At 52.7% G+C, this 25,869-nt stretch carries 27 protein-coding genes; 11 read left to right on the forward strand and 16 right to left on the reverse strand.

All coding sequences use genetic code 11. The features are described 5' to 3' along the window. The first annotated feature begins 33 nt into the window (after positions 1–33). Genes msbA through kdsB form a run of 4 tightly spaced genes read left to right on the forward strand, consistent with a single transcriptional unit; the run spans position 34 to position 3,734 of the window. A complete protein-coding gene (msbA, locus tag ACFQ1T_RS07195; RefSeq protein WP_379075233.1) occupies positions 34–1,788 on the forward strand; it encodes a lipid A export permease/ATP-binding protein MsbA in 1,755 nt (584 codons plus the stop codon). Next, positions 1,788–2,813 (forward strand): tetraacyldisaccharide 4'-kinase, encoded by a 1,026-nt coding sequence (gene lpxK, locus ACFQ1T_RS07200; protein ID WP_379075236.1) that lies wholly within the window; start codon positions 1,788–1,790, stop codon positions 2,811–2,813. Before msbA ends, lpxK begins: the two co-directional genes overlap by 1 nt. Further along, entirely contained in the window at positions 2,803–2,985 is a 183-nt protein-coding gene (locus ACFQ1T_RS07205) for a Trm112 family protein (protein ID WP_194748322.1), read from the forward strand. Before lpxK ends, ACFQ1T_RS07205 begins: the two co-directional genes overlap by 11 nt. A 2-nt stretch (positions 2,986–2,987) precedes the next feature. Next, positions 2,988–3,734: a 3-deoxy-manno-octulosonate cytidylyltransferase gene (gene kdsB / locus ACFQ1T_RS07210; protein ID WP_379075239.1), complete on the forward strand. Its 747-nt coding sequence runs from the start codon at positions 2,988–2,990 to the stop codon at positions 3,732–3,734. Between the two features lie 79 nt (positions 3,735–3,813). Here kdsB and ACFQ1T_RS07215 read toward each other — a convergent pair whose 3' ends face one another. From ACFQ1T_RS07215 to ACFQ1T_RS07245, 7 genes are all read right to left on the reverse strand, one after another. Beyond that, positions 3,814–4,158 carry a DMT family protein gene (locus tag ACFQ1T_RS07215; RefSeq protein WP_379075242.1) on the reverse strand — a complete coding sequence of 115 codons (345 nt, stop codon included), beginning with the start codon at positions 4,156–4,158 and terminating at the stop codon, positions 3,814–3,816. Between the two features lie 57 nt (positions 4,159–4,215). Then, positions 4,216–4,554 (reverse strand): P-II family nitrogen regulator, encoded by a 339-nt coding sequence (locus ACFQ1T_RS07220; RefSeq protein ID WP_194748319.1) that lies wholly within the window; start codon positions 4,552–4,554, stop codon positions 4,216–4,218. Between the two features lie 100 nt (positions 4,555–4,654). Then, positions 4,655–6,256 (reverse strand): NAD+ synthase, encoded by a 1,602-nt coding sequence (locus ACFQ1T_RS07225; RefSeq protein WP_379075245.1) that lies wholly within the window; start codon positions 6,254–6,256, stop codon positions 4,655–4,657. Between the two features lie 30 nt (positions 6,257–6,286). Further along, positions 6,287–7,309, reverse strand: a complete 1,023-nt coding sequence (locus ACFQ1T_RS07230; RefSeq protein WP_379075248.1) for an ankyrin repeat domain-containing protein — start codon at positions 7,307–7,309, stop codon at positions 6,287–6,289. Positions 7,310–7,319: 10 nt separating this feature from the next. After that, entirely contained in the window at positions 7,320–8,201 is an 882-nt protein-coding gene (sucD, locus tag ACFQ1T_RS07235; protein ID WP_379075251.1) for a succinate--CoA ligase subunit alpha, read from the reverse strand. A gap of 2 nt (positions 8,202–8,203) precedes the next feature. After that, complete coding sequence (gene sucC / locus ACFQ1T_RS07240) at positions 8,204–9,373, reverse strand: ADP-forming succinate--CoA ligase subunit beta (protein ID WP_194748315.1); 1,170 nt, start codon at positions 9,371–9,373, stop codon at positions 8,204–8,206. A 140-nt stretch (positions 9,374–9,513) separates the two neighbouring features. Further along, positions 9,514–10,284, reverse strand: coding sequence for an elongation factor-1 alpha (locus ACFQ1T_RS07245; RefSeq protein ID WP_194748314.1), 771 nt, complete (start codon positions 10,282–10,284; stop codon positions 9,514–9,516). A gap of 160 nt (positions 10,285–10,444) precedes the next feature. Here ACFQ1T_RS07245 and serB point away from each other — a divergent pair, with 160 nt between their 5' ends. The 3 genes from serB to infA all read left to right on the forward strand — a co-directional run bounded on the left by serB (position 10,445) and on the right by infA (position 12,187). After that, positions 10,445–11,284: a phosphoserine phosphatase SerB gene (gene serB / locus ACFQ1T_RS07250; protein WP_379075255.1), complete on the forward strand. Its 840-nt coding sequence runs from the start codon at positions 10,445–10,447 to the stop codon at positions 11,282–11,284. Positions 11,285–11,673: 389 nt separating this feature from the next. Beyond that, the gene (locus tag ACFQ1T_RS07255; RefSeq protein ID WP_194748312.1) at positions 11,674–11,880 is read left to right on the forward strand and encodes a cold-shock protein; all 207 of its coding nucleotides are present in this window, start codon (positions 11,674–11,676) and stop codon (positions 11,878–11,880) included. Between the two features lie 70 nt (positions 11,881–11,950). Then, positions 11,951–12,187 carry a translation initiation factor IF-1 gene (gene infA, locus ACFQ1T_RS07260; RefSeq protein WP_018985872.1) on the forward strand — a complete coding sequence of 79 codons (237 nt, stop codon included), beginning with the start codon at positions 11,951–11,953 and terminating at the stop codon, positions 12,185–12,187. 100 nt (positions 12,188–12,287) lie between these two features. Here the strand turns inward: infA and groL are convergent, their stop codons facing one another. The 3 genes from groL to ACFQ1T_RS07275 all read right to left on the reverse strand — a co-directional run bounded on the left by groL (position 12,288) and on the right by ACFQ1T_RS07275 (position 15,306). Then, positions 12,288–13,907 carry a chaperonin GroEL gene (gene groL / locus ACFQ1T_RS07265; protein ID WP_275355999.1) on the reverse strand — a complete coding sequence of 540 codons (1,620 nt, stop codon included), beginning with the start codon at positions 13,905–13,907 and terminating at the stop codon, positions 12,288–12,290. A 36-nt stretch (positions 13,908–13,943) separates the two neighbouring features. Further along, the gene (locus ACFQ1T_RS07270; protein WP_313986538.1) at positions 13,944–14,261 is read right to left on the reverse strand and encodes a co-chaperone GroES; all 318 of its coding nucleotides are present in this window, start codon (positions 14,259–14,261) and stop codon (positions 13,944–13,946) included. A gap of 151 nt (positions 14,262–14,412) precedes the next feature. Continuing rightward, entirely contained in the window at positions 14,413–15,306 is an 894-nt protein-coding gene (locus ACFQ1T_RS07275) for a LysR family transcriptional regulator (RefSeq protein ID WP_194748309.1), read from the reverse strand. Positions 15,307–15,426: 120 nt separating this feature from the next. Here ACFQ1T_RS07275 and ACFQ1T_RS07280 point away from each other — a divergent pair, with 120 nt between their 5' ends. The 3 genes from ACFQ1T_RS07280 to ACFQ1T_RS07290 all read left to right on the forward strand — a co-directional run bounded on the left by ACFQ1T_RS07280 (position 15,427) and on the right by ACFQ1T_RS07290 (position 19,841). Next, positions 15,427–15,642, forward strand: coding sequence for a hypothetical protein (locus ACFQ1T_RS07280; RefSeq protein ID WP_194748308.1), 216 nt, complete (start codon positions 15,427–15,429; stop codon positions 15,640–15,642). Between the two features lie 74 nt (positions 15,643–15,716). Further along, complete coding sequence (locus tag ACFQ1T_RS07285) at positions 15,717–17,252, forward strand: NADH-quinone oxidoreductase subunit L (RefSeq protein ID WP_379075262.1); 1,536 nt, start codon at positions 15,717–15,719, stop codon at positions 17,250–17,252. Between the two features lie 36 nt (positions 17,253–17,288). Further along, complete coding sequence (locus ACFQ1T_RS07290) at positions 17,289–19,841, forward strand: YbcC family protein (RefSeq protein ID WP_379075265.1); 2,553 nt, start codon at positions 17,289–17,291, stop codon at positions 19,839–19,841. Positions 19,842–19,930: 89 nt separating this feature from the next. On the opposite strand, the gene ACFQ1T_RS07295 is transcribed toward ACFQ1T_RS07290, so the two are convergent. The 4 genes from ACFQ1T_RS07295 to ACFQ1T_RS07310 form a co-directional block, all read right to left on the reverse strand. Beyond that, positions 19,931–20,644 (reverse strand): EAL domain-containing protein, encoded by a 714-nt coding sequence (locus tag ACFQ1T_RS07295; protein WP_379075268.1) that lies wholly within the window; start codon positions 20,642–20,644, stop codon positions 19,931–19,933. A gap of 262 nt (positions 20,645–20,906) precedes the next feature. Further along, entirely contained in the window at positions 20,907–21,722 is an 816-nt protein-coding gene (locus tag ACFQ1T_RS07300; protein ID WP_194748304.1) for a ferritin-like domain-containing protein, read from the reverse strand. Then, a complete protein-coding gene (locus ACFQ1T_RS07305) occupies positions 21,649–23,115 on the reverse strand; it encodes a sensor histidine kinase (protein WP_379075271.1) in 1,467 nt (488 codons plus the stop codon). The genes ACFQ1T_RS07300 and ACFQ1T_RS07305 overlap by 74 nt, the downstream gene beginning before the upstream one ends. 14 nt (positions 23,116–23,129) lie before the next feature. Continuing rightward, on the reverse strand, positions 23,130–23,810 hold the full coding sequence (locus ACFQ1T_RS07310; RefSeq protein ID WP_194748303.1) for a response regulator: 681 nt from the start codon (positions 23,808–23,810) through the stop codon (positions 23,130–23,132). 199 nt (positions 23,811–24,009) lie between these two features. On the opposite strand from ACFQ1T_RS07310, the gene ACFQ1T_RS07315 reads away from it, so the two are divergent. Further along, positions 24,010–24,204, forward strand: a complete 195-nt coding sequence (locus ACFQ1T_RS07315) for a hypothetical protein (RefSeq protein WP_379075274.1) — start codon at positions 24,010–24,012, stop codon at positions 24,202–24,204. 156 nt (positions 24,205–24,360) lie between these two features. Here ACFQ1T_RS07315 and ACFQ1T_RS07320 read toward each other — a convergent pair whose 3' ends face one another. Both ACFQ1T_RS07320 and ACFQ1T_RS07325 read right to left on the reverse strand, forming a co-directional pair. Then, a complete protein-coding gene (locus ACFQ1T_RS07320; RefSeq protein ID WP_313986521.1) occupies positions 24,361–25,245 on the reverse strand; it encodes an SMP-30/gluconolactonase/LRE family protein in 885 nt (294 codons plus the stop codon). Between the two features lie 9 nt (positions 25,246–25,254). Then, a complete protein-coding gene (locus tag ACFQ1T_RS07325) occupies positions 25,255–25,839 on the reverse strand; it encodes a hypothetical protein (protein WP_194748300.1) in 585 nt (194 codons plus the stop codon). Positions 25,840–25,869: the final 30 nt, after the last annotated feature.

Consider the following 25,869-nt stretch of genomic DNA (forward strand, 5'->3'; position numbering starts at 1 on the left):
GCTTGCTTGTTTTTAAGTAATCAGAGAACCCGCATGGCCCGCAAACAAAAAGTCGATTTACCTAAAATCGTCAATCCCAAACTGTTATATAAGCGCCTGTTTTTATATGCCTGGCGTTACAAGTTTTATTTTCTGGTCTCCATGGTGGCAACCACCGTGTTGTCGCTCAGTAACACCGCTTTTCTGGCCCTGATTAAAAAAGTCACCGATGAAGGCTTTGTCCAGCATTCGGTGCAGGAAGCATTTACTTTGCCGCTGATGCTGGTTGGCTTGATGGTCGTTCGCGCTGTGGCTTCATTCTTCTCGATTTACTGCTTGCGCGCTGTGACCAGGCTGGTGGTCGAAGTGATGCGTAAACAGGTGTTTGCCAAGCTGATGTTGTTGCCAGTGAGTTTTTTTGACATGCATTCCAATGGCTCGCTGGTGTCCAAGATGACCTATGATGCCGAGCGGCTATCGATTGTCGTCACGCGTTCGGCCCATAACGTAGTACGGGATATCCTGACCGTGATAGGCCTGATTGCTTACATGCTGTATCTGGACTGGAAACTGACCCTGGTATTTGCATTGGTGACGCCGCTGATGGGGCTGTATTTATCCAAGACTACGCCCAAGCTACGCGCAAATGCCAAACGGGTACAGCAAGCCGTTGGCGAGATTACCAAAACGGCGGAAGAGGCGATTGCCGCGCAGCGTATTGTGAAAATTTTTGGCGCGCAAAATTTTGAGAACACGCGCTTTGGCGATGTGGTCGGTAAAAACCGCCAGCTCGAATTGCGCAGTGCGCGTATCTCGGGGCTGAACAGCTTTGTGATTGAGGTGTTGTCGGCGCTGGCTTTAGGGCTGGTGGTCTATTATGCCCTGGGACAATTTACGGTAGGCGAGTTTGCCGCGTTTATCGGCGCATTGATGATGCTGATTGCACCGATCAAACACATCACTTCGGCTAACGAGGACTTGCAAGTGGGCCTGGCGGCGGCGCAGAGTATTTTTGAGGTGCTGGATTTGGCATCCGAAGAGGATCATGGCCACCATCGGATTGGCCGCGCGCAGGGCTATCTGGTGTTTAAAGACGTGACCTTGCGTTATCCGCAGGCCAAACACAACGCACTGGACCACATTAACGCCACGATACGCGCTGGCGAGAAGGTGGCGCTGGTTGGTCGTTCCGGCAGTGGCAAAACCACACTGGTCAATTTGCTACCACGCTTCTATGGGCTGCAAGAAGGCAGTATTTTGCTGGATGGCGTGGATATCCGCGAGTATGGCCTGGAGAACTTGCGCGAACAGTTTTCACTGGTCAGCCAGGATATCGTCTTGTTTAACGACACCATTTACAACAATATTGCCTATGGTGCCTTGCGCGAGGCGACTGAGGAAGAGGTCATTGCCGCTGCCAAAGCGGCTAATGCCTGGGAGTTTATCGAGCACATGCCGCAAGGCCTGCAAAGCGAAATCGGTGACCGGGGTGTCCGTTTGTCCGGCGGGCAGCGCCAGCGCCTGGCGATTGCACGTGCCATTTTAAAGGATGCGCCGGTGTTACTGCTGGATGAGGCGACGTCTGCCTTGGACAGTGAGTCCGAGCTACATGTACAGATGGCGCTGGATCGCTTAATGCAAAACCGCACGACGATCGTGATTGCGCACCGCTTGAGTACCGTAGAGAACGCAGACCGGATTCTGGTCATGGATCAGGGCAGAATCATCGAAACTGGATCGCATACCAGCCTGCTGGCACAAAGCGGGTATTACAGCCGGCTGTATCACAAGCAGTTTCAAGACGACTGATGTTGCGGCATTGGTTTGAAAAACAGTGGCAGGGGATGGGATGGGCGCAAGCCTTGCTGCTGCCGTTGTCCATGCTGTTTGCGGTATTGTCTGGCTTGCGGCGCCTGTGTTACCAGGTGGGGTTGTTGAGCAGCCAGGCCTTGCCTGTGCCGGTGGTGGTGGTCGGCAACCTCTCTGTAGGTGGGGTCGGTAAAACGCCGGTGGTGATTTATTTGGCGCAGCAGCTGCTTGCCGCTGGCTACCATCCCGGGATTTTGAGCCGCGGCTATGGCGGACAACACACCGGCGAGGTGACGCCTGATAGCTTGCCGCAGTCACTGGGCGATGAGCCGGTGTTGATTGCCGGGCGTACTGGCTGTCCGATCTGGGTCGATGCCAACCGTGTGGCAGGCGGTCTAGCCTTGCTGCAGGCGCATCCTGAAGTCAATGTGATTCTGTGTGATGATGGCTTGCAGCACTATGCGCTTCAGCGGGATATCGAAATTGCCGTTGTGCAGCGGCCACTCAGTATCGGCAATGGTCACTTACTCCCTGCCGGGCCATTGCGTGAGCGATTGCGCCGTTTGCAAACCGTGGATATCATCGTAGAAAGTGGTCAGGTCCCTGCCGGCCCCTGGCCTGTGGCGCATTATGTCGTTGGCCTGGAAGTGGGCCGCTGGACCTCAGTCACAGACCTGAATACGCATCTGTCGAATGCCGAGTTGCAGCAGCGGGCATTGGTTGCAATTGCCGGCATCGGTCACCCACAACGGTTTTTTAATACCGTCTCCAATCTGGGCATTACCTGTGAAACCGTCGCCTTTGCCGACCACCATGCTTACCGCAAGGAAGACTTCCTGCCGTTTAAACAAAAAACCATACTGATGACAGAAAAAGATGCCGTAAAATGTCAGCATCTGGGATTAACCAACGCCTGGTATTTGCCAGTCAGTGCGCAAATCACGCCGCTTGGTGATCATCCTTCCCTGACGGAAAACGTCATCAGACGTTTGCAACAATGCAAAGGAAATAGGCATGAATCCTAAACTCTTGGAAATTCTGGTGTGTCCGGTGACCAAAGGACCGCTGGTGTATGACAAACAAAAGCAGGAGCTGGTGTCCAAAGGGGCCCGCCTGGCTTATCCGGTACGCGATGGCATCCCGGTCATGCTCGAAGACGAAGCGCGTCGCCTGGAAGAGCATGAATACGCTGAATAACCATGTTTAAAGTTGTTGTTCCAGCCCGTTTTGCCAGTACCCGGCTGCCGGGCAAACCCTTGCTTGATCTTGCCGGTAAACCCATGGTGGTCCGCGTGGCTGAGCAGGCAGCCAAAAGCCTGGCAAATCAGGTGGTCGTGGCCACCGATCATGCGCAAATTCTGCAAGCTGTCGCGCAGCACCAGATCACTGCAGTGATGACGCGGGCCGATCATATTTCTGGCACAGACCGCATTGCTGAAGTAGTACAAACCATGCAATGGCCGGACGACACCATCGTCGTCAATGTGCAGGGCGATGAACCTTTGATTGATCCGGTGCTGATCAACGAGGTGGCCCAAACCTTGGCCAATGATGAACAGGCGGTGATGTCTACCGCTTGCCATGCCATTCATGACGAGACGGTTTTCACAAATCCGAATGTGGTCAAGGTGGTATTCAATGCCAAGCAGCGCGCGCTGTACTTTAGTCGCGCGGCGATTCCATTTGCACGGGACACGGCAGATCGCCAGCAGCCCCTCACCGCATATCGTCACATTGGCATTTATGCCTATCGTGTCAGCTTTTTGAAGCAATATGCCAGCTTGCCAGTCACCACGCTGGAAAGCATTGAAAGCCTGGAACAATTGCGCGTGCTGTATCATGGCTACCAGATCGCCGTTAGCGTGACTGATCACGCGCCTGCCAGCGGCGTGGATACACCCGAAGACCTGGCGGCTGTCAGGCAGATTTTTGCTAGTAACGACTAAAAATAAAAAGCCTCACTTAAGTGAGGCTTTTTATTGCGTATGCGCTGTTTCTTAACCATCATTTCTCTGACAGTTTGAATCAAGTGCGGAAAATAAAGTAGACTGCCCCCATCATACATAAGCCTGCCCACAGGTAATCCCACTTGAGTGGCTGCTGCATGTACATGACGGCAAACGGGACGAATATCACCAGTGTGATGACTTCTTGCAGAATTTTGAGTTGCGCCAGATTGAGTTGGGTAAAGCCAATCCGGTTGGCGGGTACCTGAAAACAATATTCAATCAGGGCGATGCCCCAACTGATGAGAATGGCGATCCAAAGCGGTTTTTGATGCAAGTCTTTCAGGTGACCATACCAGGCAAACAACATGAACAAGTTGGCTGTGGAAAGAAGCAGGATGGTTTTAATCAGTGTGAAAGACATGCAACATCAGGCAAGAAAGGGTGACTTGGGAAAAGTCACCGGATCATTGAAAAAAGCTTAAATGGCGGCTTCGCCAGTTTCACCAGTACGGATACGGATCACTTGTTCGACGGAAGAGACAAAAATCTTGCCATCACCGATTTTACCGGTATGGGCGGCCTTGATAATGGCTTCGATCGCACTTTCTACCATGTCTGATCCTAGAATCACTTCAATTTTGATTTTTGGCAGAAAGTCGACGACATATTCTGCGCCACGATATAACTCGGTGTGACCTTTCTGGCGACCAAATCCCTTGACTTCGGTGACTGTCAGTCCATTGACGCCAATCGCAGATAACGCCTCACGCACTTCGTCCAGTTTAAAAGGCTTAATAACGGCTTCTACTTTTTTCATATGTGCTCCGTGGATAAATCTCTCAATGGCATTTTACGCAAGCAGTGCTTTTTATACAAATGTCCTGTGCATGCCTCACAAGGCCTCGCGTGTCGCGCACTTAAAATGACAGGTTACAGGTGATCGGGTAGCGACGGTCCTTGCCAAAGCCGCGCTCTGTAATCCTGACACCCACTGCCGCTTGCCGCCGCTTGTATTCATTGCGATCAATCAGGCGGGTCACGCGCTGCACATCACTGGCGGTATACCCCATTTCGATGATACGCGCGATGCTCAGGTCTTTTTCGACGTAGGCTTCCATGATGGCATCCAAGACCTCATAGGGCGGTAAGCTGTCCTGGTCGGTCTGGTTTTCTCTGAGCTCGGCACTAGGGGCACGTGTGATAATCCGCTCAGGGATCACCCGGCTCAGGCCATTGCGGTAGGTTGCCAGCTTGTAAACCAGGGTTTTGGGTACATCCTTGATCAAGGCAAAGCCACCCGCCATATCACCGTATAAGGTGCTGTAGCCGACAGCGGTTTCTGACTTGTTGCCGGTGGTGAGCACCAGGCTGCCAAACTTGTTACTGATGGCCATCAGTAGCATGCCACGGATGCGGGCCTGCAGGTTTTCTTCGGTGGTATCAAAAGACTTGCCGGAAAACTCCTCAGACAAGGTCGCACAAAATCCTTCAAATAGCGGTTTGATGGGTAATACGCTGTACTCAACCTCAACCAGTTGTGCCATTTCAGCGGCATCTGCCACGCTGATGCCGGCGGTAAATTCAGAGGGCATCATCACTGCTTTGACGCGCGTTTTACCCAGTGCATCCACGGCGATGGCGAGTGTCAGGGCGGAATCTATGCCACCAGACAGGCCTAGCACCACCCCGGGGAATTTGTTTTTATTGACATAGTCACGCAGACCCAGTACCAGCGCTTTATATACGGCGGATTCGGTGCTCAACGGCGCCGTAATGTCGGTGGCCAAGGGGGTCGTGCCGTCTATGGTCAGGTAAGCCAGCCCGGCTTCAAACATGGGCAGCTCTTGCACCAGTTCTCCCAACCGGTTCATGCTAAAAGACGCGCCATCAAACACCAGTTCGTCCTGGCCGCCGACCATGTTGGCATAGACCATGGGTAGCCCGGTTTCGCGGATGCGGTCGCGCAATACCTGGTAACGTGTCTGCTGTTTGTGCAAATGGTAAGGTGAGGCATTGATCGTCAGCAGCACTTGTGCCGAAGCTTGCAGGGCCTGCAGGGCAGGGCCTGACTCCCAGCTATCCGCACAGATCAGCACGCCATAGCGTACGCCATGCCATTCAAACACCACGGGCAATTGACCCGCCTCAAAATAGCGCTCTTCATCAAAGACGCTGTAGTTGGGCAAGTGATGTTTATGATAGGTCGCCTGTATCCTGCCAGTATGGATTACCGAAGCAGCGTTGTAGCGTTTGCCTGCCACTTCATCAGGATGTCCAACAATGACTGCCATGTCGTGAGGCAGACGCTGCACTAGCCAATTGAGTGCCTGCGTGTTGGCGTGATAAAAATCCTGTCTGAACAGCAAATCTTCTGGAGGGTAGCCACATAACGCCAGTTCTGGTGTCAGTAAGAGGCGTGCGCCCGCTCGATAAGCCTCTTCGGCTTGCGCCAGAATGTGTTCCGCATTTTGCTGCATGGCACCGACCATGCAGTTCATTTGAGCAATTGCAAGTTTCATCTGCTTTTCATTCAGGATGGGCTGCAGGGCTTAATACTTGCCACCCGCAGCCTTGATCAGTTCTACCATGGCCGGGTTTTGGCCTTTGAGGGCATAGACATAAGCGGTCAAACCGTATTGATCACGTGTTTTGACATTGGCCTCATGTTCAAGCAGCAATCGCGCCATTTCCGGCGCATTGTTGCTCACTGCCAGGTGCAGCAAGGGCGTGCCTTCGCTGTCTTTCTGGTTGGCATCTGCTTCATGCTCAAGCAGTGTTTTGGCTGCTTCAAGCTGATTTTTCTTCACCGCCCAAGTCAGGGCTGTCCAGCCATGTTCATCTTCCTCATCCACTTTTGCACCATGTTCTGCCAAATAGCTCACGGCGGCGGCATGGCCCTCTCGGGCGGCAATCATGAGCGCAGTGGTGCCCAGCTTGTCTTTGAGATTGGCGTCAGCGCCTTTGGTTAATACCGTGGTAATGGTGGGTACATCACCACTTTTGGCCGCATACATGAGCACAGTTTTCCCATCCGAAGACCGCACATTAGCATCAAAACCACGCGCGATAATCAGGCCCACCAGTTCGCTGTAGCCGGAGGTGGCCGCCAGGCCGAGGGCGCTCCAGCCGGCCGGGTCACGGGCTTTAACATCGGCACCTTTTTCCATCAGCATTCTGGCGGCATCCAGATTATTTTTCTTGGCCGCAAACATGAGTGCTGTCCAGCCACCCTGATCTTTGGCATTAATGTCGGCGCCACCGGCTAACAACTCGCGGATCACTTCCGCCTGGTTTTTACGGGCGGCATACATGATGGGCGTCAGTTTGTCGCCATCGGTGACATTCGGGTTGGCGCCGCTTTTTAACAAGGCTTTGACCGTGGCCAGGTCGCCTTTGGCGGCGGCAATGAGCAGGTAAGACACTTCATCATCGCGAAAAGGCGCGCTGTCCTCGGCCATCGGTTTTTTGCTGGCGGCCGCCGCAGACAGGCCAGGCCAGGTGAGGCCAATCAGCAGTACGCTGCTAACAATGATGCCTGTCCAGCGATGGTGAGCCTGTAAGCAACGATACATGCCAGTTCCTTTATGCGTTTGCGCGTTGAATGGCCGCGAGGACGGCCTCACCCAGACCAGCAGGGGAGGCTGCAACAACACAGCCAGCGGATTCCAGGGCGGCAATCTTGTCTTCTGCACGGCCAGAACCACCGGAAATAATCGCCCCGGCATGGCCCATACGTTTGCCTTTGGGGGCGGTTAAGCCGGCAATATAAGCAGCGACCGGTTTGGTGACATGGTGTTTGATGTAGTCAGCCGCAGCCTCTTCATCACTGCCACCGATTTCACCAACCATGATGATCGCCTCGGTTTCCACGTCTTTCTGAAAGAGTTCCAGGCATTCAATAAAGTTCAAGCCTTTGATCGGGTCGCCACCAATGCCGACACAGGTGGTCTGGCCTAGGCCCAGGGCCGTGGTCTGATGGACAGCCTCGTAAGTCAGGGTGCCAGAGCGTGACACGACGCCGACCTTGCCACGTTTGTGGATGCTGCCCGGCATAATGCCGATTTTGCATTCGTCCGGTGTGATCACGCCTGGGCAGTTTGGGCCGATCAGTTTGGTGCCATTAGCGCGCAGCGCCGCTTTGACATTGAGCATGTCCAGAGCCGGAATGCCTTCGGTGATACAGACAATGAGCTCAATGCCTGCATCTGCGGCTTCCAGAATGGAGTCAGCGGCAAATGGCGGCGGCACGTAAATCACGCTGGCATTGGCTTCGGTTTCCTTCACGGCTTCGCGCATGGTATTGAATACGGGCAGCTCCAGATGGCGCTGGCCCCCTTTGCCTGGCGTCACGCCACCCACCATTTTGGTGCCATAAGCCAGCGCTTGTTCGGAATGAAACGTCCCTTGTTTGCCGGTAAAGCCCTGGCACAACACTTTGGTATCTTTATTGACTAAAATCGCCATGACTACACACCCTTGTTCACTGCGTTGACTGCTTGCTGGGCGGCATCGGTCAGCCCTTCTGCAGAAATAATATTCAGGCCACTCTCACGCAGCATCTGCTTGCCCAATTCGACATTGGTCCCTTCCAGCCGCACCACGACCGGAATGGTCATGCCCACCTCTCTGACTGCGGTGATAATGCCGGTGGCAATGATGTCGCAACGCATGATGCCGCCAAAAATATTGACCAGAATCGCTTTCACATTAGCGTCAGCCAGGATGATTTTGAAGGCCTTGGTCACGGTCTCAGCCGTTGCGCCGCCGCCGACATCCAGAAAATTGGCAGGCATGCCGCCATGCAGCTTGATCAAGTCCATGGTCGCCATGGCCAGGCCAGCGCCGTTCACCATGCAACCAATGTTGCCATTTAAGGCAATGTAATTGAGGCCGCTATGATGGGCCTCCGCTTCTTTGGCATCGTCTTGTGACCAGTCACGGATCTCTGCAAACGGTTTTTGACGGTAAAGTGCGTTGTCATCTACCGTCATTTTGCAATCCAGCGCCACCAGTTTTCCTTCAGCGGTTACAATCAGCGGGTTAATTTCGAGCAGTGACAAGTCATTGTCTTTAAACAATTTGTACAGGCCTTTGGCCAGCTTGGTAAACGCTCCAATCTGGTCACCACTCAGGCCCAAGCCAAACGCCAGGTTGCGCGCCTGAAAGTCCACCAGTCCATTGAGCGGGTCACAGACTTCCTGCAGGATTTTTTCTGGCTGGGTGGCCGCAATCTCTTCAATATCCATGCCGCCTGCGCTGGAAGCGACCATAACCACGCGTTCCAGCGTGCGGTCTACCAGCATCGAAAGATAAAGCTCACGTGCAATCGGCAGGGTTTGCTCCACCAGCACCTGATGCACGGGTTGGCCATCCGGCGCATTCTGGTAAGTCACCAAATGCTTGCCAAGCAGGCTACCTGCCACGGTTTGCGCTTCTAATGCAGATTTAACCACTTTGACGCCACCCGCTTTGCCGCGACCGCCGGCATGCACCTGGGCTTTGACCACCCAGGCTTCACCGCCCAGTTCTTTGGTGGCTGCCGCAGCGGCTTCTTCGGATTGAACGACCAGGCCAGCCGGTGTGGCCAAACCATATTTTTGCAGGAGTTGTTTGGCTTGGTATTCGTGCAGATTCATGAAAATTCAGAGGTTTTGATAGTTAAGCATCTATTTTCGCGCAAATACCCTATCAAGGCTAGACTGCAAATAAAAAAACCGCACAACTGTGCGGTTTTTAAACGTATTTAACGCGATAGCGTTAACGAATGCGTCGTCGCTTATAAGTCCTGCGCCCAGGCATTGCCGTAGACTTTGCCATTGCGGGACAGTACCAGCATTTGATACATGCTGATCACCCACATGTAACTGGAGGCCAGGCTGTAGCCAATGCCACCGATAATCGTCAACCAGGCAAAGTGTGGTGACAACTTGGTCAGCCACCACGACATCACGTCCATAATCAGAAAAGCAAACGGGAAGGCGATGGCAATGATTTTGGCAGGTTTGGGCACATTCACGGCAAAACTGAAAATCAGGCCGATAAAAAAGAAAATGAAACTGATGCCAAACAGGTGTATATGCGACACCCGCGTCAGGCCGCTGATCGTTGCGCCCTCATTCACCTCTGCGCGCGCCTTAACTTCATCATAGTTGTTAAAGTTGGGGATGCCGGGGATGTTGCTGTGGCACATGACGCAATGCTGCGCAAACACCTGCTTGAAGTGTGATTCCCATTGGTCTTGTGGCGCGCCTTGTTGCGCCCATTTGATAATGTCCTGGCGGACCTCTAGGGGTGCCTTGTCAGACATGGAGCCATTAAGTTTGCTCGCCAGTTTGGTGCCACTGCGGTCACCGTAATAACTGTAAACAATATCGTTCACGGACAAGCCGAATTTGCCATCGGCCATGCCGTGAGTGAGCATTATTTGCAGGCCAGCCATACACAGGCCGACGCCAATCACGAGCAGATAACCAATAAACAGGGCTTTAAGCGGTAAGGGCAGGTTAGGCAGGTTCAGCCATGGCAGCGTTTGTGCGTCTTGTTTCATTGTAATCCCTAGGGTGTTGAGTTTAACCAGTTTTAATTTTTGCCAAGCATATCATTGCCGGGGGCAATCCAAAAACAGAAATACTCCCAAAAAAGCACGCTTATCAATGCGATGCACGGGCAACTGCTATAATCCAGTCTTTTAATCGACGGTAGTGATCATGCGTTTAGTGGTTCAAGGGCCGGCCATCACCATGGCTCATCTTTCCCATCTTCATGGCCTGGTGGGCGGGCATGCGCAGTTTATGCAAGTGGGCGAACATGCCTACTATTTGCCGGTGCCAGAAGCGGATTATCTGGGAGTGAAGGCTTTTTGCGCCAGTCAGCAGATAGACTGCGCGCTGGTGCAAGATGGCCATAGGCTGCAACACATGGGCTTGTGCGTCATGGATATGGACTCCACCCTGATCTCCATTGAATGCATTGATGAAATTGCCGACATGATGAACCTCAAACCGCAGGTCGCCGAGATCACCGAAGCCGCCATGCGTGGCGAGCTGGATTTTTCTGCCAGCCTGCGTAAACGTGTGGCCTTGCTCAAAGGCCTGCCAGCGACCGCATTGCAACGCGTGATTGATGAGCGCCTTCGTTTTAATACCGGCGCGCAAGCCTGGATCAATACCTGCAAGCAACACGGCATCAAAACCATGGTCGTCTCTGGCGGCTTTACCTTTTTTGCCAACCACGTCCAACAGACCTTGGGGCTGGATTACGCGGTCTCCAACACGCTGGAAATCATAGACGGCAAACTCACCGGCCAAGTCCTGGGTGAGATCGTCGATGCCCAGCGCAAAGCTGATGAGCTCACTAAACTGCGTGATCAGTTGGGCCTGTCGGCCGCACAAACGATTGCCATTGGTGACGGTGCCAACGACCTCAAAATGATGGCGGTTGCCGCGGTGGGCGTGGCTTATCACGCCAAACCAGTGGTGCAACAGCAAGCCATGTATGCGCTCAATGTGGTGGGGCTGGATGGCGTAGCGAGCTTGCTATCGGTCTAATTCATCTGCACGGTTGCTCCATGATTCCAGAATTCTGCTATCGAGTCATCGCCACCTACATAAAGCGTTCAAGGGTGGCTTGGGCGCTTTTTATTTAGCAGAATGAGGCCTGCGCTCGCCCACAGGCGATTCCTTGAGTTTTTTGATGATTCGATTTGTCGCGTATTGAATGCTTTTCGGGGTAGATGCTTAAATAAATATTTGATTTATTTTGGTTTTTTTGAAAATAACATTTGCTATTGTGGTGCATAAAGCGCATAGTGATTGCACGCGACGTTCAAGCATTGTTGTTTTCTCTGGTGGTATCTTCTGGTTCTCTCGTTAATCCCGCTTACTTGTGCCTCGCCCTCCAAGGGGTTTCCCTTTCATTTTTTACAAAGGATTTAGATATGGCTACAGGTATTGTCAAATGGTTTAACGATGCAAAAGGGTTTGGTTTTATTACTCCAGATCAGGGTGGCGATGATTTGTTCGCTCACTTTTCCGAGATTCAATCAGCAGGTTTTAAAAGCCTGGCGGATAACCAGCGCGTTTCATACAACGAAACGACTGGCCCTAAAGGCAAACAAGCTTCTGCGATTCAGGTGATTGCATAGTCACGCCTGACTAAGTGGCGCAGTAAAAAGCCCGGTTTCGGGCTTTTTTCATTATTGAAAAAGGAATCGCATGGCTAAAGAAGAATTGATTGAAATGCAGGGCGCAGTGACTGAAGTGTTGCCGGATGCGCGCTATCGCGTGACGCTGGACAATGGGCATCAGTTGACTGCCTACACCGGCGGCAAAATGCGCAAGCACAAAATACGTATTTTGGCGGGCGATAAAATCACCATCGAAATGTCGCCTTACGACATGGGCAAAGGACGTATTACGTTCAGGCATCTGCCGCCCAGAAGACCTGCTTGAGTCCACCTGCCGCTCTTTTCGGCGTGCAGTTGATCTTGCTCAGCTAGAAAAAAAGCCCCTTGCGGGGCTTTTATCGTTGATGGCATCACGCTGATCGCGCTTAGTAGTCCATCTCAGGCATCGCAGGCGTTTTTTTGTCCTCTTTGGGCAATTCGGCCACGGTCGCATCGGTGGTCAAAATCAGCCCGGCAATCGAGGCGGCATTTTGCAGCGCGGTGCGAGTCACTTTGGTGGGGTCGACCACACCGGTTTCCACCATATCCACATATTCACCTGTCGCGGCGTTGTAGCCGGTGTTACCCGTTGCCTCAAGCACTTTGGTGATGACCACAGAAGGCTCTTCTCCGGCATTTTTCACAATCGCGCGCAAGGGTTCTTCGATTGCGCGCAACACGATGCGGATGCCAGCATCCTGATCATCATTATCCCCCTTGAGGGCACCGATACGGCTGCGAGCCCGCAGTAAAGCCACACCGCCGCCAGGGACGATGCCTTCTTCCACCGCAGCGCGGGTTGCATGCAGGGCGTCATCGACACGGTCTTTTTTCTCTTTCATTTCGACCTCGGTGGCCGCACCGATTTTAATCACGGCGACACCACCAGCCAGTTTGGCCACGCGCTCTTGCAGTTTTTCCTTGTCGTAGTCAGAAGTGGTCTCCTGAATTTGGGTTTGAATAGACTGCACACGGGCTTTAATCTTGGCTTGGTCGCCAGCGCCATCAATGATCACGGTGTTTTCTTTGTGTATTTCAACCCGTTTTGCACGGCCCAAATGCTCGATGCTGACTTTCTCCAGTTGCATGCCGGTTTCTTCTGAGACGACGGTGGCCCCGGTCAGGATGGCAATGTCTTCTAGCATGGCTTTGCGACGATCACCAAAGCCTGGCGCTTTGACGGCAGCTACTTTGAGGATGCCACGCATGCTGTTGACGACCAGTGTCGCCAGCGCTTCGCCTTCCACGTCCTCGGCAATGATCAGCAAAGGCTTGTTGGTTTTGGCTACGTTTTCCAGCGTCGGCAACAAGTCGCGGATATTGCTGATTTTCTTGTCATACAACAAAATCATCGGCTCATCCAGCGCCGCCACCTGTTTGTCCGGATTGTTCACAAAATAGGGGCTGATGTAGCCGCGGTCAAATTGCATGCCTTCCACCACATCCAACTCATTTTGCAGTGACTTGCCTTCTTCTACCGTAATCACGCCCTCCTTGCCAACTTTTTCCATAGCATCGGCGATGATCTGACCAATGGCGGTATCCGAGTTGGCAGAAATAGAGCCTACCTGGGCAATCTCTCTATTGGTGGTGATGGCTTTAGACATGACTTTGAGCTCATCCACCAACGCAGCCACTGCTTTATCTATGCCGCGTTTGAGGTCCATCGGGTTCATGCCTGAGGCGACCGACTTCATGCCTTCTTGCACTATCGCCTGCGCCAGTACGGTGGCGGTAGTCGTACCGTCACCTGCGACATCCGCGGTTTTAGACGCGACTTGTTTCACCATTTGCGCGCCCATATTCTCCAACTTGTCTTGCAACTCGATTTCTTTGGCGACCGAAACACCATCTTTGGTAATCACCGGGGCGCCAAAACTGCGTTCCAGCACCACATTGCGGCCTTTGGGGCCCAGGGTGACCTTGACCGCATCGGCCAGGATATTCACGCCTTTTACAATTTTTTGACGGGCGTGGTCATGAAACTTCACATCTTTTGCTGCCATGGTTCAATTCTCCTTTCTCTCTTAGCAACAAAGTGATTAAGCGACTTTTTTGAGATCGGCAGAGGCGGGTTCAATCACACCGAGAATGTCTTCTTCGCGCATGACTAATACCTCTTCGCCATTGAGTTTGACTGTTTGTCCGGCATATTTGCCAAATAAGACATGGTCACCGACCTTCACTGCCAGGGCTCTCAGGCTGCCATCTTGAAGGGACTTGCCGCTCCCGACAGCGATGACTTCGCCTTGCTCGGGTTTTTCTGCAGCCGTGTCTGGGATCACAATGCCGGAAGCGGTCGTACGTTGTTGTTCGACTCGCTTGACTATGACGCGGTCATACAGGGGACGAATATTCATGTTCAATTCTCCTTAGCGAATAAGTTCAACAAAAACCACCACTGGAGACGTTTGCAGACGCAACTGGCAATCATGCCTCCAGTGGCGAAAAGGTATCAGCAGAGTTGCTGATACCGTGAAAATAGGGATGCGCAAAAAAATTTCAAGAGGGCTAGAGCGCTCTTTTTTTGACTAGAAACTGATTCACCAATTGGCTGATTTCAAACTTGCGGAAATGTTTTTTGATCGTGACTGCATAGAAATTCTCAAAAATCCCTTCCAGTTGCGTGAAGGATTTGAGCACACCGTTTTTTAACTCGTCTTTAACCACCACCTCCGGCATGACGGTGAGTGCCCGGCTGTCACGCGCTAACAGCCGCAACATCGCCATGTCATTCGCTTCGGCCACGATGTGAGGTTCCAGGTGATGCAAGGCGCACAAGCCATCAAAGGCCGCCCGAATCGGGCTGTCCTGATTGGGCAAAATCCAGTTGTACTCCGCATATTTGGCCGAAAATCCGTGTTTGATCTCAATCTCTGCCGGGCCGATCACACTGATGGGTTGCCGGTCTAGCAGAATACACTCCCATAACTGGTCAGTATTGCCTCTCACTTCGATATTGGTAAGTGCCAGGTCTATCTGGTGATTCGAAAGCGCATTGAGCAAGTTGGTTTGTCCGCTGGCAGAAATTTCGAGTTTGATCTCCGAGTGATTCAGTAACGGCTCCACAAAGCTCTCGATGAAGTTTCTGGACATGGTAGAGAGCACACCAATCCGCAACGTTTGACTCTCAGACGCAATGCCTTTTCTCAGCAAGTTTTCGAGTTCTATGCCTTTGGTAAAAATCGAATCGGCATAGGAAAACGCCAAATTACCGAACTCCGTCAACACCAGTTTACGCCCTTGTCGTAAAAACAATGCGCAGTCCAGGCTTTCTTCCAGTTGTCTGATCTGTGAAGACAGCGCGGATTGCGAGATATGCAATTTTTCTGCTGCCTTGGTCAAGCTACCCACTTTCACGATATGCCAAAAATATTGCAAGTGATGATAATTGAGTCTCGCCATATATAAATAAAATAGAACATAAAATTAATATTTATATATTTTACCTAATTAAAATCATCCGTCAAAATCTGCATCACCCGCTATTTGGTTTTTTAATATAGTTAGATAGGTGAAATGGTGATGATGAAGCGGCTTGAAATTGATGGTCGAACAGTGACGGTTTATCCCAAGAACGTAGAAATAAATGGTGAGGAGGTGGTCACCCAGGGCGAAATTCTAATTGAATTACTGCCTGAAGTCTGGGCGCCAATAGAGGGTGAGACGGCGACAAGCGCGTCGGTGCAAGAGATGGTCACCCAACAATCTGAGGCAATTGATGGGCCCACCTCCGGTTAATCTTTATCTTCTATTAAAGTGTGTTTTATGTTCTGTTTTATCAATGTATTTTTTGGTCATGAAAGGCCGTGTTAATGGACGTTGTCATTTATTTTGCACTGGTACCCGGAGCCATCATGTGGCTGGCTGGGCTGCTGAGTGGAGTACTACCCTGGCAACATGACCGTGGCTGGCAACTGTTTAAGCGTCTGCTCAGCGTGGCGCTTGTGGCGGCAGGTATATCCGCCGCAGCCGTGTGTCTGCATGTCCAGTCGTTGCCTGGCAATTTTTTCAGTGCGTTTGGCATTGCTGCTTCCCCTCTGCAGGCGCTGATGGCTTGTTTGGTGCAATTGCTGGGGTGGGTGATCGGACATTTTTCTGCCAGATACCTCGAAGGTGAGGCCAATCAGAAAAGCTTTGTCACCGCTTTAAGCCTGGTCCTTGCCAGTGTGCATGTGCTGCTGATTGCTGATCACTGGTTGTTGTTTGTCGCGGCATGGTCAGCCATTGGCGTGTGTTTAAAGCACTTGCTGTGTTTTTATGCAGACCGGCCGTTTGCACTGTTGGCTTCGCACAAAAAGACCGTGGCGGATGTGTTGGCGGATAGTCTGTTGATGTTGACGGCCTTGATCGCCTATGTCGAAACCGGAAGCGCACAGATTTCAGTCTTTCTTTCACATGTTAGCGTGCATGGCTTGTCGCAGCTGAGTAGCTGGTGTGCCATGCTGCTGGTGGCGGTGGTCATTTTAAAAACGGCATTACTGCCGGTGCATGGCTGGTTAATCCAGGTGATGGAAGCACCGACGCCTGTTTCTGCCTTGTTACATGCCGGTGTGGTGAACCTGTCTGGTTATGTTTTGATCCGCTTTGCCCCCTTGTTCGAACAGGCAACACTGGCCAGACATGTATTGTTAGCGGTTGGGCTGGTGACATGCCTGTTTGCCTCGCTGGTCATGTTTACCCGGGTCAGTATCAAGGTCAGGCTGGCATGGTCCACCGTGGCACAAATGGGCTTCATGATAGTGGAATGCGCGCTGGGGCTATACACCTTTGCGGCGCTGCACCTGATCGGACACTCGATTTACAAGGCTTATGCCTTTTTGTCCGCCGCCGACATTGTCACACACACGCGCTTGCAGCAGATGGCGGGTAAAGCGGCCTTTGCCAAGTTGAGCATGTTGCTTGCCCCGGTGTTGACCATGGTGATTGTGTTCGGGGTACAGGCGGTCTTGGGGACCCAGCTGTGGCCAGCCTGGTGGAGCCTGATACTGGCGCTGGCCTGGGCCCCTGTATTGTGGCAGCAGGTCGGGCAGGCACTGACTCTGCGCCTGCAACTGCAAGCGTTGCTGTTCGGCAGTGTGCTTGCCATGGGGTTGACCGCCGTTAGTGTGGTGTTTCACCTGCTTCCCCTCGGGATACACGATCAGCCTTCCCCCACGGGCGGATGGTTAAGTGTGCTGGCCATGCTCATGCTGTACCTTGCCACGACCATGATCCAGCAGATGCCCGCGCGGTTGGCTGTGCTGCATCGCTCGGTGTATGCCGGGTTTTATCTGGATGAGTTTTACACGCGATGGGTCTTGCGTTTGTGGCCGGTTAGTTGGGGCAAAAGCACGCATGCCAATGACTAGGCGCACTTCTGAAATGAATGGATAAGGAACCAAAAGATGTTTTTTATTGAAGACCAAGTATTCCCAGGGCGTCACCATGGGCAAACACAGTCTATCCGTGAGCAGGTGATAGACCAGGCCTGCCAGCGTGCGTGCGACAGTATTGCGCCTACCTGGCCGCTGGATCAGTCGATTGCAGTCAACCCGCATTGGAAAAGAGTCCACTTGCCAGTGAGAACTGTAGCGGCACGCATGGCTGTGCTAGGCGATCTGCAAGTATTTCCGGCCAGAAGTCATCTGTTACATGCCTGGCAGCAAGGACGCATGTCTGCACAGGACTTAACCCAGGCCATGACACAACTCGGGCTCAGGCAGACCACTATTGCAGAGGCAGTCGCCCAGTTATCGACGCCGCTTGCCATTACCCAATTACCGCTACTGATAGATGTGCTCGATGACGATGCCCAGCGGTTTCAGCGCTTGACCTGGCGCGATGCCATTACGCATCAGGTCAGCCAGACTTGTGCCGCGTATTTTGACCGGGACCAGTCAGACTGGCAGCCTGAGCGTGCAGGTGGCTTGTACCAGTTCTGGCGTGACATGATCGTGCATGACCATGGCATTGGCGTGTTGATGGGCTTGCCCAACATCCACCAGTTTCTGGATTATTTGCCACGCAATCGCCAACAGGCTGAACGCTGGGTGGTCGAGGCGCTGGGCCTGGATGAAGCCGTGCTGGCCGATTATTTTGAGGCGGTATTGCTCACGGTGAATGGCTGGGCATCCTGGTGTGCTTATCTGGATTGGCAAGCCAGATTACAAGGCAAGAGTGATGACAGCTTGCGTGATTTGCTGGCGATTCGGTTGGCATGGGGCGTGATTTTAATGCAATGCAAAGGCCTCAATGCAACCAACAGCGCCATTAGGGTCATCCAGCAAAAATGGCAGCATGTGGCTGAAAAAATTCAAGCTGCAGAACAGGCATTGCAAGTGGATGAGGTCTGGCAACTGGCACTGGAAATCGGTTATCAGCGCCAGCTGGCGCAACAACTGAGCCAGATGCCGGAGGCTGCAACACCGACACCCACGCCACTGATTCAGGCCGCATTTTGTATTGATGTGCGCAGTGAACCGATCCGGCGGGCAATAGAATCATTGTCACCCAATATACAAACGCTGGGCGCGGCGGGCTTTTTTGGCTTGCCGATTGCCTATCAGCCTTTTGCTTCCGACTATCAGCGTCCACAGTTGCCAGGTCTGCTGGCCCCTAGCTTAACTGTCCGTGATCAAGTCCTTGCTGGTTCAGAGGCGATAAGCGAAGTGGCACAGGCCGGTAGCAAAGCGCTACAGCTAAAAGTCGGCCAAAAGCGGCTCAGCAATTTTATGCTGTCTGGCCAGGTCAGCCGACTGAGCAAATATCCTGGAGCGGCCTTTTCGCTGGTAGAGAGCGCGGGCCCCCTGTTTTTGAAACCCTTGTTAGCCATGATCAAGCCGCAATTGCATGCCCGCAGTTCGCTTGATCAACATGGCTTGCCGAAAAAATACCGCGCATTGACCCGGCCTCAGTTACAAGCGGTGAGCGTGGTCGAAAAAGCCGAGCTTGCCGCGCGGGTACTCAACAGTTTAGGCCTGACCAGCGGATTGGCGCCGCTGGTAATACTGGTGGGGCATGCCAGCCAGAGCAAAAACAATGCGCATGCCTCCAGCCTCGATTGCGGCGCATGTTGCGGACAGTCTGGTGAGGTAAACACGCGTGCCTTGGCTGCCGTGCTCAATGATGTCGAGGTGAGGGCGCAGCTGGCAAGTATGGGCATGGCGATCCCCGCCGAAACCTGGTTTGTTGCCGCCTTGCACAACACTACCACACAAGCGTTGCAAGGCTTTGATCTTGATCTGCTGCCAGCCGCAACGCACACTCGCTGGCAGCAGGCGGCTGAGCTGTTTACCGCTGCTGGTGAAGTTGTGCGGGCACAGTTAGCCTCTACCTCAATGCAGTCAACAAAAGCCATCGATGCCGGCCGTTTGTTCAAAGCTTTTCGCCAGCGTGCCAATGACGCTGCGCAGACCCGGCCGGAATGGGGCTTGGCCAACAATGCGGCATTTATTCTGGCCCCCCGGGCGCGTACCAGACATTTGAATTTGGCCGGGCGGGCATTTTTGCATGAGTATGATGCGGCGGCGGATATTGAAGGGGCGTTATTGGAGCAACTGATGACGGCCCCCATGCTGGTGACGCACTGGATTAACTGGCAGTACCATGCCTCGACCTGTGAGCCAGTCAAGCTTGGGAGCGGAAACAAGCTGTTACACAACGTTGTTGGTGGCCGCATCGGCGTGTTTGAGGGCAACGGCGGTGACCTCAGAATCGGTCTCTCCAAACAGTCATTGCATGATGGCCAGCAGTGGATGCATGAACCGCTCCGCTTGACGGTGGTCATTGTGGCAAGCCGCAGACAGATTGACCAGATTATCGACAGGCATGCGGTCATCAGCCATCTGGTCAACCATGGCTGGTTACACCTGTGGTGTGAAGAGGATGGGCAACGTTGGCGGTATGTTGCAGGGCAATGGCAGGCACTGGATTTTGCTGAAATGACGCAGCCCGTTTGAGTCTGTCATCATCTTGTCAGTGTGCATGCCTGAGGTCGTTTACTAAAGACCGGTCATGGATGCATGCTGGCAAGTGAGTGGCTTTTTAGCTATCTTGGGTCAGGTGAGCTAGCCAGGCTAAAACAGTCTTCAGCCACGGTTGGCAGTCCTTCAAACAAGGGCTTGGCAAAATAATAGCCTTGAAACAGGTCGATGCCAAAATCGACCAGTACCGTGAGTTCAGCGCGGGTCTCGACGCCCTCTGAAATCACCTCGATATTGAGTCCGCGACACACATCCAGGATGCTTTTCACAATCAGTTGTTTGGTTTTATTCTGGTCTATGTCGCGGATCAGGTTCATGTCCAGCTTGATAATGTCTGGCTGCCATTCAGCCAGTAAGTTCAGGCCAGAATAACCCGCGCCAAAATCATCAATCGCGGTCAGAAATTGATGTTTTTTGTATTCGGTAAAAATGTTTTTTAAATGCGCATGATCGGTGATTTTCTCTGCCTCGGTCACCTCAAACATGATGCGCTTTTTATCAAAACCGAGTTCATCACACACGGCGAGCGTGGATTGAATACAGTTTTCAGGGTTGTAGACTGCGTTTGGTAAAAAATTGATGGACAGAATCTGGTCAAAATGTAACTGATTGGCGAGCCTGATGGCTTTTGAGCGGATGGTTTGATCAAAGCGATGAATACTGGAGGCGTCAATTTGATCCAGAATGAACGCCGCTGGCTGGTTTTCCAGGCCACGTACCAGTGTTTCATATCCCCAAATCTGTTTGTGCTCGAAGGCAATAATGGGTTGAAACGCCATTGAAAAGTCTATCCCCAGGTGTTGAGGATTACATTTTCCACATTGCATTTAGGGTTCTCCTGTACGCAGTCACCAGCTTCTTGCTACCTTATGGGATGCGGTCATGCCAGCTAGGCGATGAAACTCAAAAATAAATTTAATACTTTAGGGATAGTAATACGCACCGTTGCAGCTTGATCAGTTGAAAAGCATTATATTTGATGCTCATATAATTCAACAAAGCATGTTCATGTATGCTGTGTTGATCCACTCACGATAATTCCTACGCACTGCAATCCCCATTCAAATAGGCGAGCTCAATATCGGTGAAGCCGGCAAGCTTGCGTGCTGCAAGATTGAAGGGTGGGCGCAGTTTGGGCGCATGATATTGTTGGCGCAATTGTTCAAAGGTATCCACCAGGTCGAGCTGGCGTTGATCACACAAATAGCCAAACCAGCGGTTGCCAATCGCGACATGGCCGATTTCATCGCGCAGGATAATATCGAGGATGGCGGCGGCGGCCTGGTCGCCAGCTTGTAACAGTTTTTGCTTGAGGGGTGGGGTGGCATCCAGGCCACGGGCTTCCATGGTGCGTGGGACGAGCGCCATGCGGGCCAGGACATCGGCCTGGGTTTTTTCGACCATCTCCCACAGGCTGTTGTGACCATCAAAATTGCCATAATCAAAGCCCAGCTGCTGCAGATGTTGGCGCAGTAGCGAAAAATGATAAGCCTCTTCTTTGGCCACTTGCAGCCAGTCGCGGTAATACGCTTCAGGCATGTCGGCAAAGCGCCAGACCGCATCCAGCGCCAGGTTGATGGCATTAAATTCGATATGCGCCAATGCATGAATCAAGGCGGCGCGGCCTTCGGCCGTGTTCATGGCTCGGCGCTGCACTTTGGCCGGTGCCACTAAGGCCGGGCGCTCAGGCCGGCCGGGAATACTCTGGTCGTCTGCGGATAATGCCTGCTGTGGCCGGATTTTCAGCGCGCCAGTGAGGCAGGCTTGCCACAGGGCAGCGACCTCAAGACATTTTTGTTGCGGGTCCCTTAGGGTCAGGGTTTGCAGGGCGCGGGTTCTCAGGCAGTCGTTCGTCATAGCGTTCGAATTTTACCGTGAATTGGCTGCCAATGTGACCACTGACAGGATGTGCCAGCCCCGGAGTGACTGTGATGCTGGCGTTATGATGTTCGGCAATTTCGGCCACGATAGCGAGCCCCAGGCCGCAGCCATTGCCCTGATTCGGGTCAAGCCGGTGAAAGCGCTCAAAAACCAGGGTGGTTTGATCGGCAGGAATGCCAATGCCACTGTCTGCCACTTCCAGCACCAGGAATTTGCCCGCTTGCGATAATCGGATCTGCAACAGGCCTTGTTGGGGGGTGTATTGAATGGCGTTTTCCAGCAGATTGTTTAAGAGTTCAGAGAGCATGAGCGCATCGCCTAGCACTTGATCCTGCTGGGTTTCAATCATGACATCGAGCTCTAACTGTTTGTTGCTGGCTGGCCCAATCCAGCGCGCGCATTCATCTGAAATGATTTTGGTGAGTGACACCGGCTGAAATTGCAGTTGCGAAACAGCGGCATCGGTTCTGGCCATGGTCAACAGCCGCTGTATCAGGTGTGACAAGCGGGTGGTACTGCGCAGCATGTAATTGAGCGGCTCTTGAATGGCTTCTGGCGGCTGGCTGCGCAAGGCGAGTTCAGCCTGGGTTTGCAGCCCGGCAATCGGTGTGCGCAGCTGGTGTGAGGCATCGGCAATAAATTGCTGCTGCTGTTGCAAGCCTGCCTTGACCCGTGCGAGTAGCGCATTCATCGCTTGCAGCAAGGGTTGCAGTTCGTTTGGCGTCGCTTGCGTATCCAGCGCGCTCAAGTCGCGGTAAGAGCGTTGGTGCAAAGATTCCCTGAGGTCTTGCAAGGGTTTGAGGGCAAAATAAATACCCAATTCAATCACAATGGCGGCCAATAACATCATGAGCACTTGCGGCAACAGCATTTCTTCGACCATTTCGGCGACCATGGCATCCCGTTTGCCCGTGGTCTCGGCCATGCTGATCAGAATGTTGCGCGCATTGGCCGCCTCGCTCTCTGGCAGGCCAAAGGTCACGGCGCGGATCGCTTCGCCCTTGTAGTGGCTGTTATAGTAAACCTGCTGGTTGCCCGCAGGCAGTTGCTTGGGTAAGGGTAAATGCGCTTCGCCAAACACCAGTTTACCCTTGGGGTCGCTGATTTTGATGTAAATGTGATCGCCTTCGTTATAGCTGAGCAAATGGCTGGCGACCTCGGGGATCTCAATTTTGACTTGATTGTGGCTATCAATAATCACCTCATCTGCCAGCGCGAGCACGGTCCGCAACAAGGCCTGGTCGTAGGCCTGTGTGGCATAGAGCAGGGCGCGTGAGTAAGACAAGGCGGCAGAAACGCCCAGCACAACCAGCATGGGCAGCAACAGCCACAAGCGCAGCTGGCTTTTGAGCGAAAGCGGGGGCATCATGGTCTGCTCACCCTTTAGGACTGCGCATGTTGTTCGGCTTCCAGCATATAGCCCAAGCCGCGCACTGTGCGAATATTGGCGCCACTGGGCTCAATTTTTTTGCGCAGGCGATGGATATACACTTCAATGGCATTATCGCCCAGTGTCTCATCCCAGTTGCATAACGATTCCATGATCTGCTCTTTGGCAATGATCTTACCCATGCGCATCATCAACGTTTCTAGCAAATGCAGTTCGCGTGCAGACAGGGTGACTGGTTGGTCATTGATGGTCGCCAGTTTGTTGGCGACATCCAGTTTCAAGTTACCGCATTGCAGTGGCAGGTTATTGCCCAGCTTGCTGCGGCGGATCAGGGCACGCACCCGCGCTTCGAGTTCTTCAAGGTGGAACGGCTTGGTGAGAAAATCATCGGCGCCGATATCGAGCGCTTGTACGCGTGTCGCGACATCTTCTCGCGCGGTTAAAATGAGGACGGCAATCGGGTTGGCTTGCTGGCGCAGGTGCGACAATATCGTCATCCCGTCCATGGTGGGCAAGCCTAAATCCAGAATCACCAAATCATATACATCATCATTAATTGCCCGTAAGGCTTGCTTGCCGTCTGTCACATGGTCCACGGCATATTCCGCTTGCGTCAATGCACGTACCAGACCGTTTGCAATCACCAAATCATCTTCCACTATTAATAGACGCATCGCTTTCACCTGCTGGTTTGAATACGCTCAGTTTACCTCAATGCAAGCCGGATTGACGGGTTGTAAGCTTGGTGCAAGGCGCGCGTAAGTTAGCTGTAAGGCCCGAGGCGTATCGTGTGAATCGTTGACAGCGCAGAAGTAAAGACGCTGACCAAGAAACACTAAGGATCAACGGGTTGGAACCTGATAAGGAGTGATCATGAAAAAACGCGTGTTGCTGATCATAGGAATGACAGGATATTTACTTTCGATGCCCGTGTGGGCGGGGACAAATCCCTCACCACATGATCAGGTAGAAATGCAAAGGCATCTGAAAGTCGCCAAACACGCTGGTGCGCAGCCAGCGGTCAGTTCCCAAAAGGAGATTGACAAAAAAACTGCGCAAACCAAGTAACTGTGAAGTTGCCTAAGCGCGCTGAATTCCCTGCAGCGTCGTTTAGGCAATCAGCGGTTTCGTGTGTATCCTCTCACTTTAACCACGCTCTGCGTGGTTTTTTTTGCCTGTTACAAGCCACAAATATGCCAGGCCACGGCCTGGCATCCGTGCTGATTAGCGCAAAGGCAGAATATCCAGTTCGCCTGCTTTCATATCCGGCACTAGCAGATGATGGTCATCCTGGCTAAGCGCGATGTCGGCTGCAGATTGGTAACCTTGTTTGATCAAGGTGACTTTATGTTGTGCATCCACCTTGAAAATCTTGCCGGATTTCCAGTCGCTGACATAAATCGTACCATTGGCTTGCCTGACCAGGCCATCGCCGCCGCCAAATCCGCGTGCCATCTCTTGCAGTGATTTGCCTGCCAGATCGTAGCTGTATAGCACCCCAGAGGTAAAGTCGACCAACAGCAGGTGTTCGCCCTTGGCATCGGCCAGCAAACCATTTGGCGCCAAAATGCGCTCATCGATCTTGCCATCCAGCAGCAGAGTCACCTGGCGTTGCGGGGTCACTTTGTAAACGGCACCACCTTTTCCTGTGCCCAAAATGTCGCCGCTATCGCTGATATACAGATTGCCATTGGCATCTGCCGCCAGATCGTTGAGGAATTGTGGCGGTTTGGTGAACTCGTTGGCAGATAAAAACACTTCTGCAACCGCGCCTGGCTGATTGAGCGCGACGCGCAGTACCCGCGTTTTGTCCGCAATATACAAGTCATTGGCAATGATCACCAGGCCTTTGGGGTCATCCAGCCCTTGCACCAGGACGGAGGACTGACCATGGTCCAGTACACGGATTTGCCCGTCGCCATCCTGGCCAAAGCCATTGATTTCTGACACATAAATTTTGCCATCGGCCGCTTGTACGACGGACTCGGGCGTCAGCAGACCTTTGACCGGCTCCAGGGGGTGCGCATGGCTGGCCAGGCTGGTCAGGGTTAGGCTGCTGGCCAACAGCCATTGTATCCATGACGGTGTGTTCGAGATGAATGATTGCATATTTTCTTTCTAGAACAGCGCCTTAGGTTGTGACAGCGTATCAATGCTGTTGCACAAGGCTTGGTAGGTTTGAACGGGCGCGGCTACGACAGAGGGCTCATAAGCCGGGTTTTGCTGGATTTTCTGGATCACTTGCTCAAATGCCTGCTGGTAGGACTGTCGGGCAAAATTCTCTACATTGTAGGTCAGCCAGCCACGCGACTGGCCTTCGCCTTTCACCGTCATCAGTGGTTTGCCTAGCGCGCTATCCGCAGCCGGGGTGTTATAAACTCTGGCCGTAATCTCGCTATAAAACACCCCAGTTTGCGGGTTGTAAAACATATTCGGTTCGATCACGACCAATGCCTGGCCTTGTGCTTCGGCTTGGCAGCTGGATGTGGTGTAATGTTGTGCCTGAAAGCTGTTCAAGCCAACCGACTCTGCAATTTCAGCGCGATTGTGCCAGTAAACTAAATAGGGGTTGAGCAAACGCACCGGATGCTGGTAAAAAGACTCTGGCACCTGAATGACCAATGAAGGCTGGGCACCTGCCTGGGTAACAGGCGTCAAAGCCAGGCACAGGGCGCCGCTTAAGTACGTTAAAAGACGTTTCATTTCAATCTCCTCAAACAATTCACCCAGACC

The sequence above is a fragment of the Methylophilus glucosoxydans genome (genome assembly GCF_042676145.1).
GTDB classification, from domain to species: domain Bacteria; phylum Pseudomonadota; class Gammaproteobacteria; order Burkholderiales; family Methylophilaceae; genus Methylophilus; species Methylophilus glucosoxydans.

Excerpts from the sequence above, each read along its gene's own strand:
- msbA (WP_379075233.1), top strand. The coding sequence starts at position 34 with ATGGCCCGCAAACAAAAAGTCGATTTACCTAAAATCGTCAATCCCAAA.
- lpxK (WP_379075236.1), top strand. The coding sequence starts at position 1,788 with ATGTTGCGGCATTGGTTTGAAAAACAGTGGCAGGGGATGGGATGGGCG.
- ACFQ1T_RS07205 (WP_194748322.1), top strand. The coding sequence starts at position 2,803 with ATGAATCCTAAACTCTTGGAAATTCTGGTGTGTCCGGTGACCAAAGGA.
- kdsB (WP_379075239.1), top strand. The coding sequence starts at position 2,988 with ATGTTTAAAGTTGTTGTTCCAGCCCGTTTTGCCAGTACCCGGCTGCCG.
- ACFQ1T_RS07215 (WP_379075242.1), bottom strand. The coding sequence starts at position 4,158 with ATGTCTTTCACACTGATTAAAACCATCCTGCTTCTTTCCACAGCCAAC.
- ACFQ1T_RS07220 (WP_194748319.1), bottom strand. The coding sequence starts at position 4,554 with ATGAAAAAAGTAGAAGCCGTTATTAAGCCTTTTAAACTGGACGAAGTG.
- ACFQ1T_RS07225 (WP_379075245.1), bottom strand. The coding sequence starts at position 6,256 with ATGAAACTTGCAATTGCTCAAATGAACTGCATGGTCGGTGCCATGCAG.
- ACFQ1T_RS07230 (WP_379075248.1), bottom strand. The coding sequence starts at position 7,309 with ATGTATCGTTGCTTACAGGCTCACCATCGCTGGACAGGCATCATTGTT.
- sucD (WP_379075251.1), bottom strand. The coding sequence starts at position 8,201 with ATGGCGATTTTAGTCAATAAAGATACCAAAGTGTTGTGCCAGGGCTTT.
- sucC (WP_194748315.1), bottom strand. The coding sequence starts at position 9,373 with ATGAATCTGCACGAATACCAAGCCAAACAACTCCTGCAAAAATATGGT.
- ACFQ1T_RS07245 (WP_194748314.1), bottom strand. The coding sequence starts at position 10,284 with ATGAAACAAGACGCACAAACGCTGCCATGGCTGAACCTGCCTAACCTG.
- serB (WP_379075255.1), top strand. The coding sequence starts at position 10,445 with ATGCGTTTAGTGGTTCAAGGGCCGGCCATCACCATGGCTCATCTTTCC.
- ACFQ1T_RS07255 (WP_194748312.1), top strand. The coding sequence starts at position 11,674 with ATGGCTACAGGTATTGTCAAATGGTTTAACGATGCAAAAGGGTTTGGT.
- infA (WP_018985872.1), top strand. The coding sequence starts at position 11,951 with ATGGCTAAAGAAGAATTGATTGAAATGCAGGGCGCAGTGACTGAAGTG.
- groL (WP_275355999.1), bottom strand. The coding sequence starts at position 13,907 with ATGGCAGCAAAAGATGTGAAGTTTCATGACCACGCCCGTCAAAAAATT.
- ACFQ1T_RS07270 (WP_313986538.1), bottom strand. The coding sequence starts at position 14,261 with ATGAATATTCGTCCCCTGTATGACCGCGTCATAGTCAAGCGAGTCGAA.
- ACFQ1T_RS07275 (WP_194748309.1), bottom strand. The coding sequence starts at position 15,306 with ATGGCGAGACTCAATTATCATCACTTGCAATATTTTTGGCATATCGTG.
- ACFQ1T_RS07280 (WP_194748308.1), top strand. The coding sequence starts at position 15,427 with ATGATGAAGCGGCTTGAAATTGATGGTCGAACAGTGACGGTTTATCCC.
- ACFQ1T_RS07285 (WP_379075262.1), top strand. The coding sequence starts at position 15,717 with ATGGACGTTGTCATTTATTTTGCACTGGTACCCGGAGCCATCATGTGG.
- ACFQ1T_RS07290 (WP_379075265.1), top strand. The coding sequence starts at position 17,289 with ATGTTTTTTATTGAAGACCAAGTATTCCCAGGGCGTCACCATGGGCAA.
- ACFQ1T_RS07295 (WP_379075268.1), bottom strand. The coding sequence starts at position 20,644 with ATGGCGTTTCAACCCATTATTGCCTTCGAGCACAAACAGATTTGGGGA.
- ACFQ1T_RS07300 (WP_194748304.1), bottom strand. The coding sequence starts at position 21,722 with ATGACGAACGACTGCCTGAGAACCCGCGCCCTGCAAACCCTGACCCTA.
- ACFQ1T_RS07305 (WP_379075271.1), bottom strand. The coding sequence starts at position 23,115 with ATGATGCCCCCGCTTTCGCTCAAAAGCCAGCTGCGCTTGTGGCTGTTG.
- ACFQ1T_RS07310 (WP_194748303.1), bottom strand. The coding sequence starts at position 23,810 with ATGCGTCTATTAATAGTGGAAGATGATTTGGTGATTGCAAACGGTCTG.
- ACFQ1T_RS07315 (WP_379075274.1), top strand. The coding sequence starts at position 24,010 with ATGAAAAAACGCGTGTTGCTGATCATAGGAATGACAGGATATTTACTT.
- ACFQ1T_RS07320 (WP_313986521.1), bottom strand. The coding sequence starts at position 25,245 with ATGCAATCATTCATCTCGAACACACCGTCATGGATACAATGGCTGTTG.
- ACFQ1T_RS07325 (WP_194748300.1), bottom strand. The coding sequence starts at position 25,839 with ATGAAACGTCTTTTAACGTACTTAAGCGGCGCCCTGTGCCTGGCTTTG.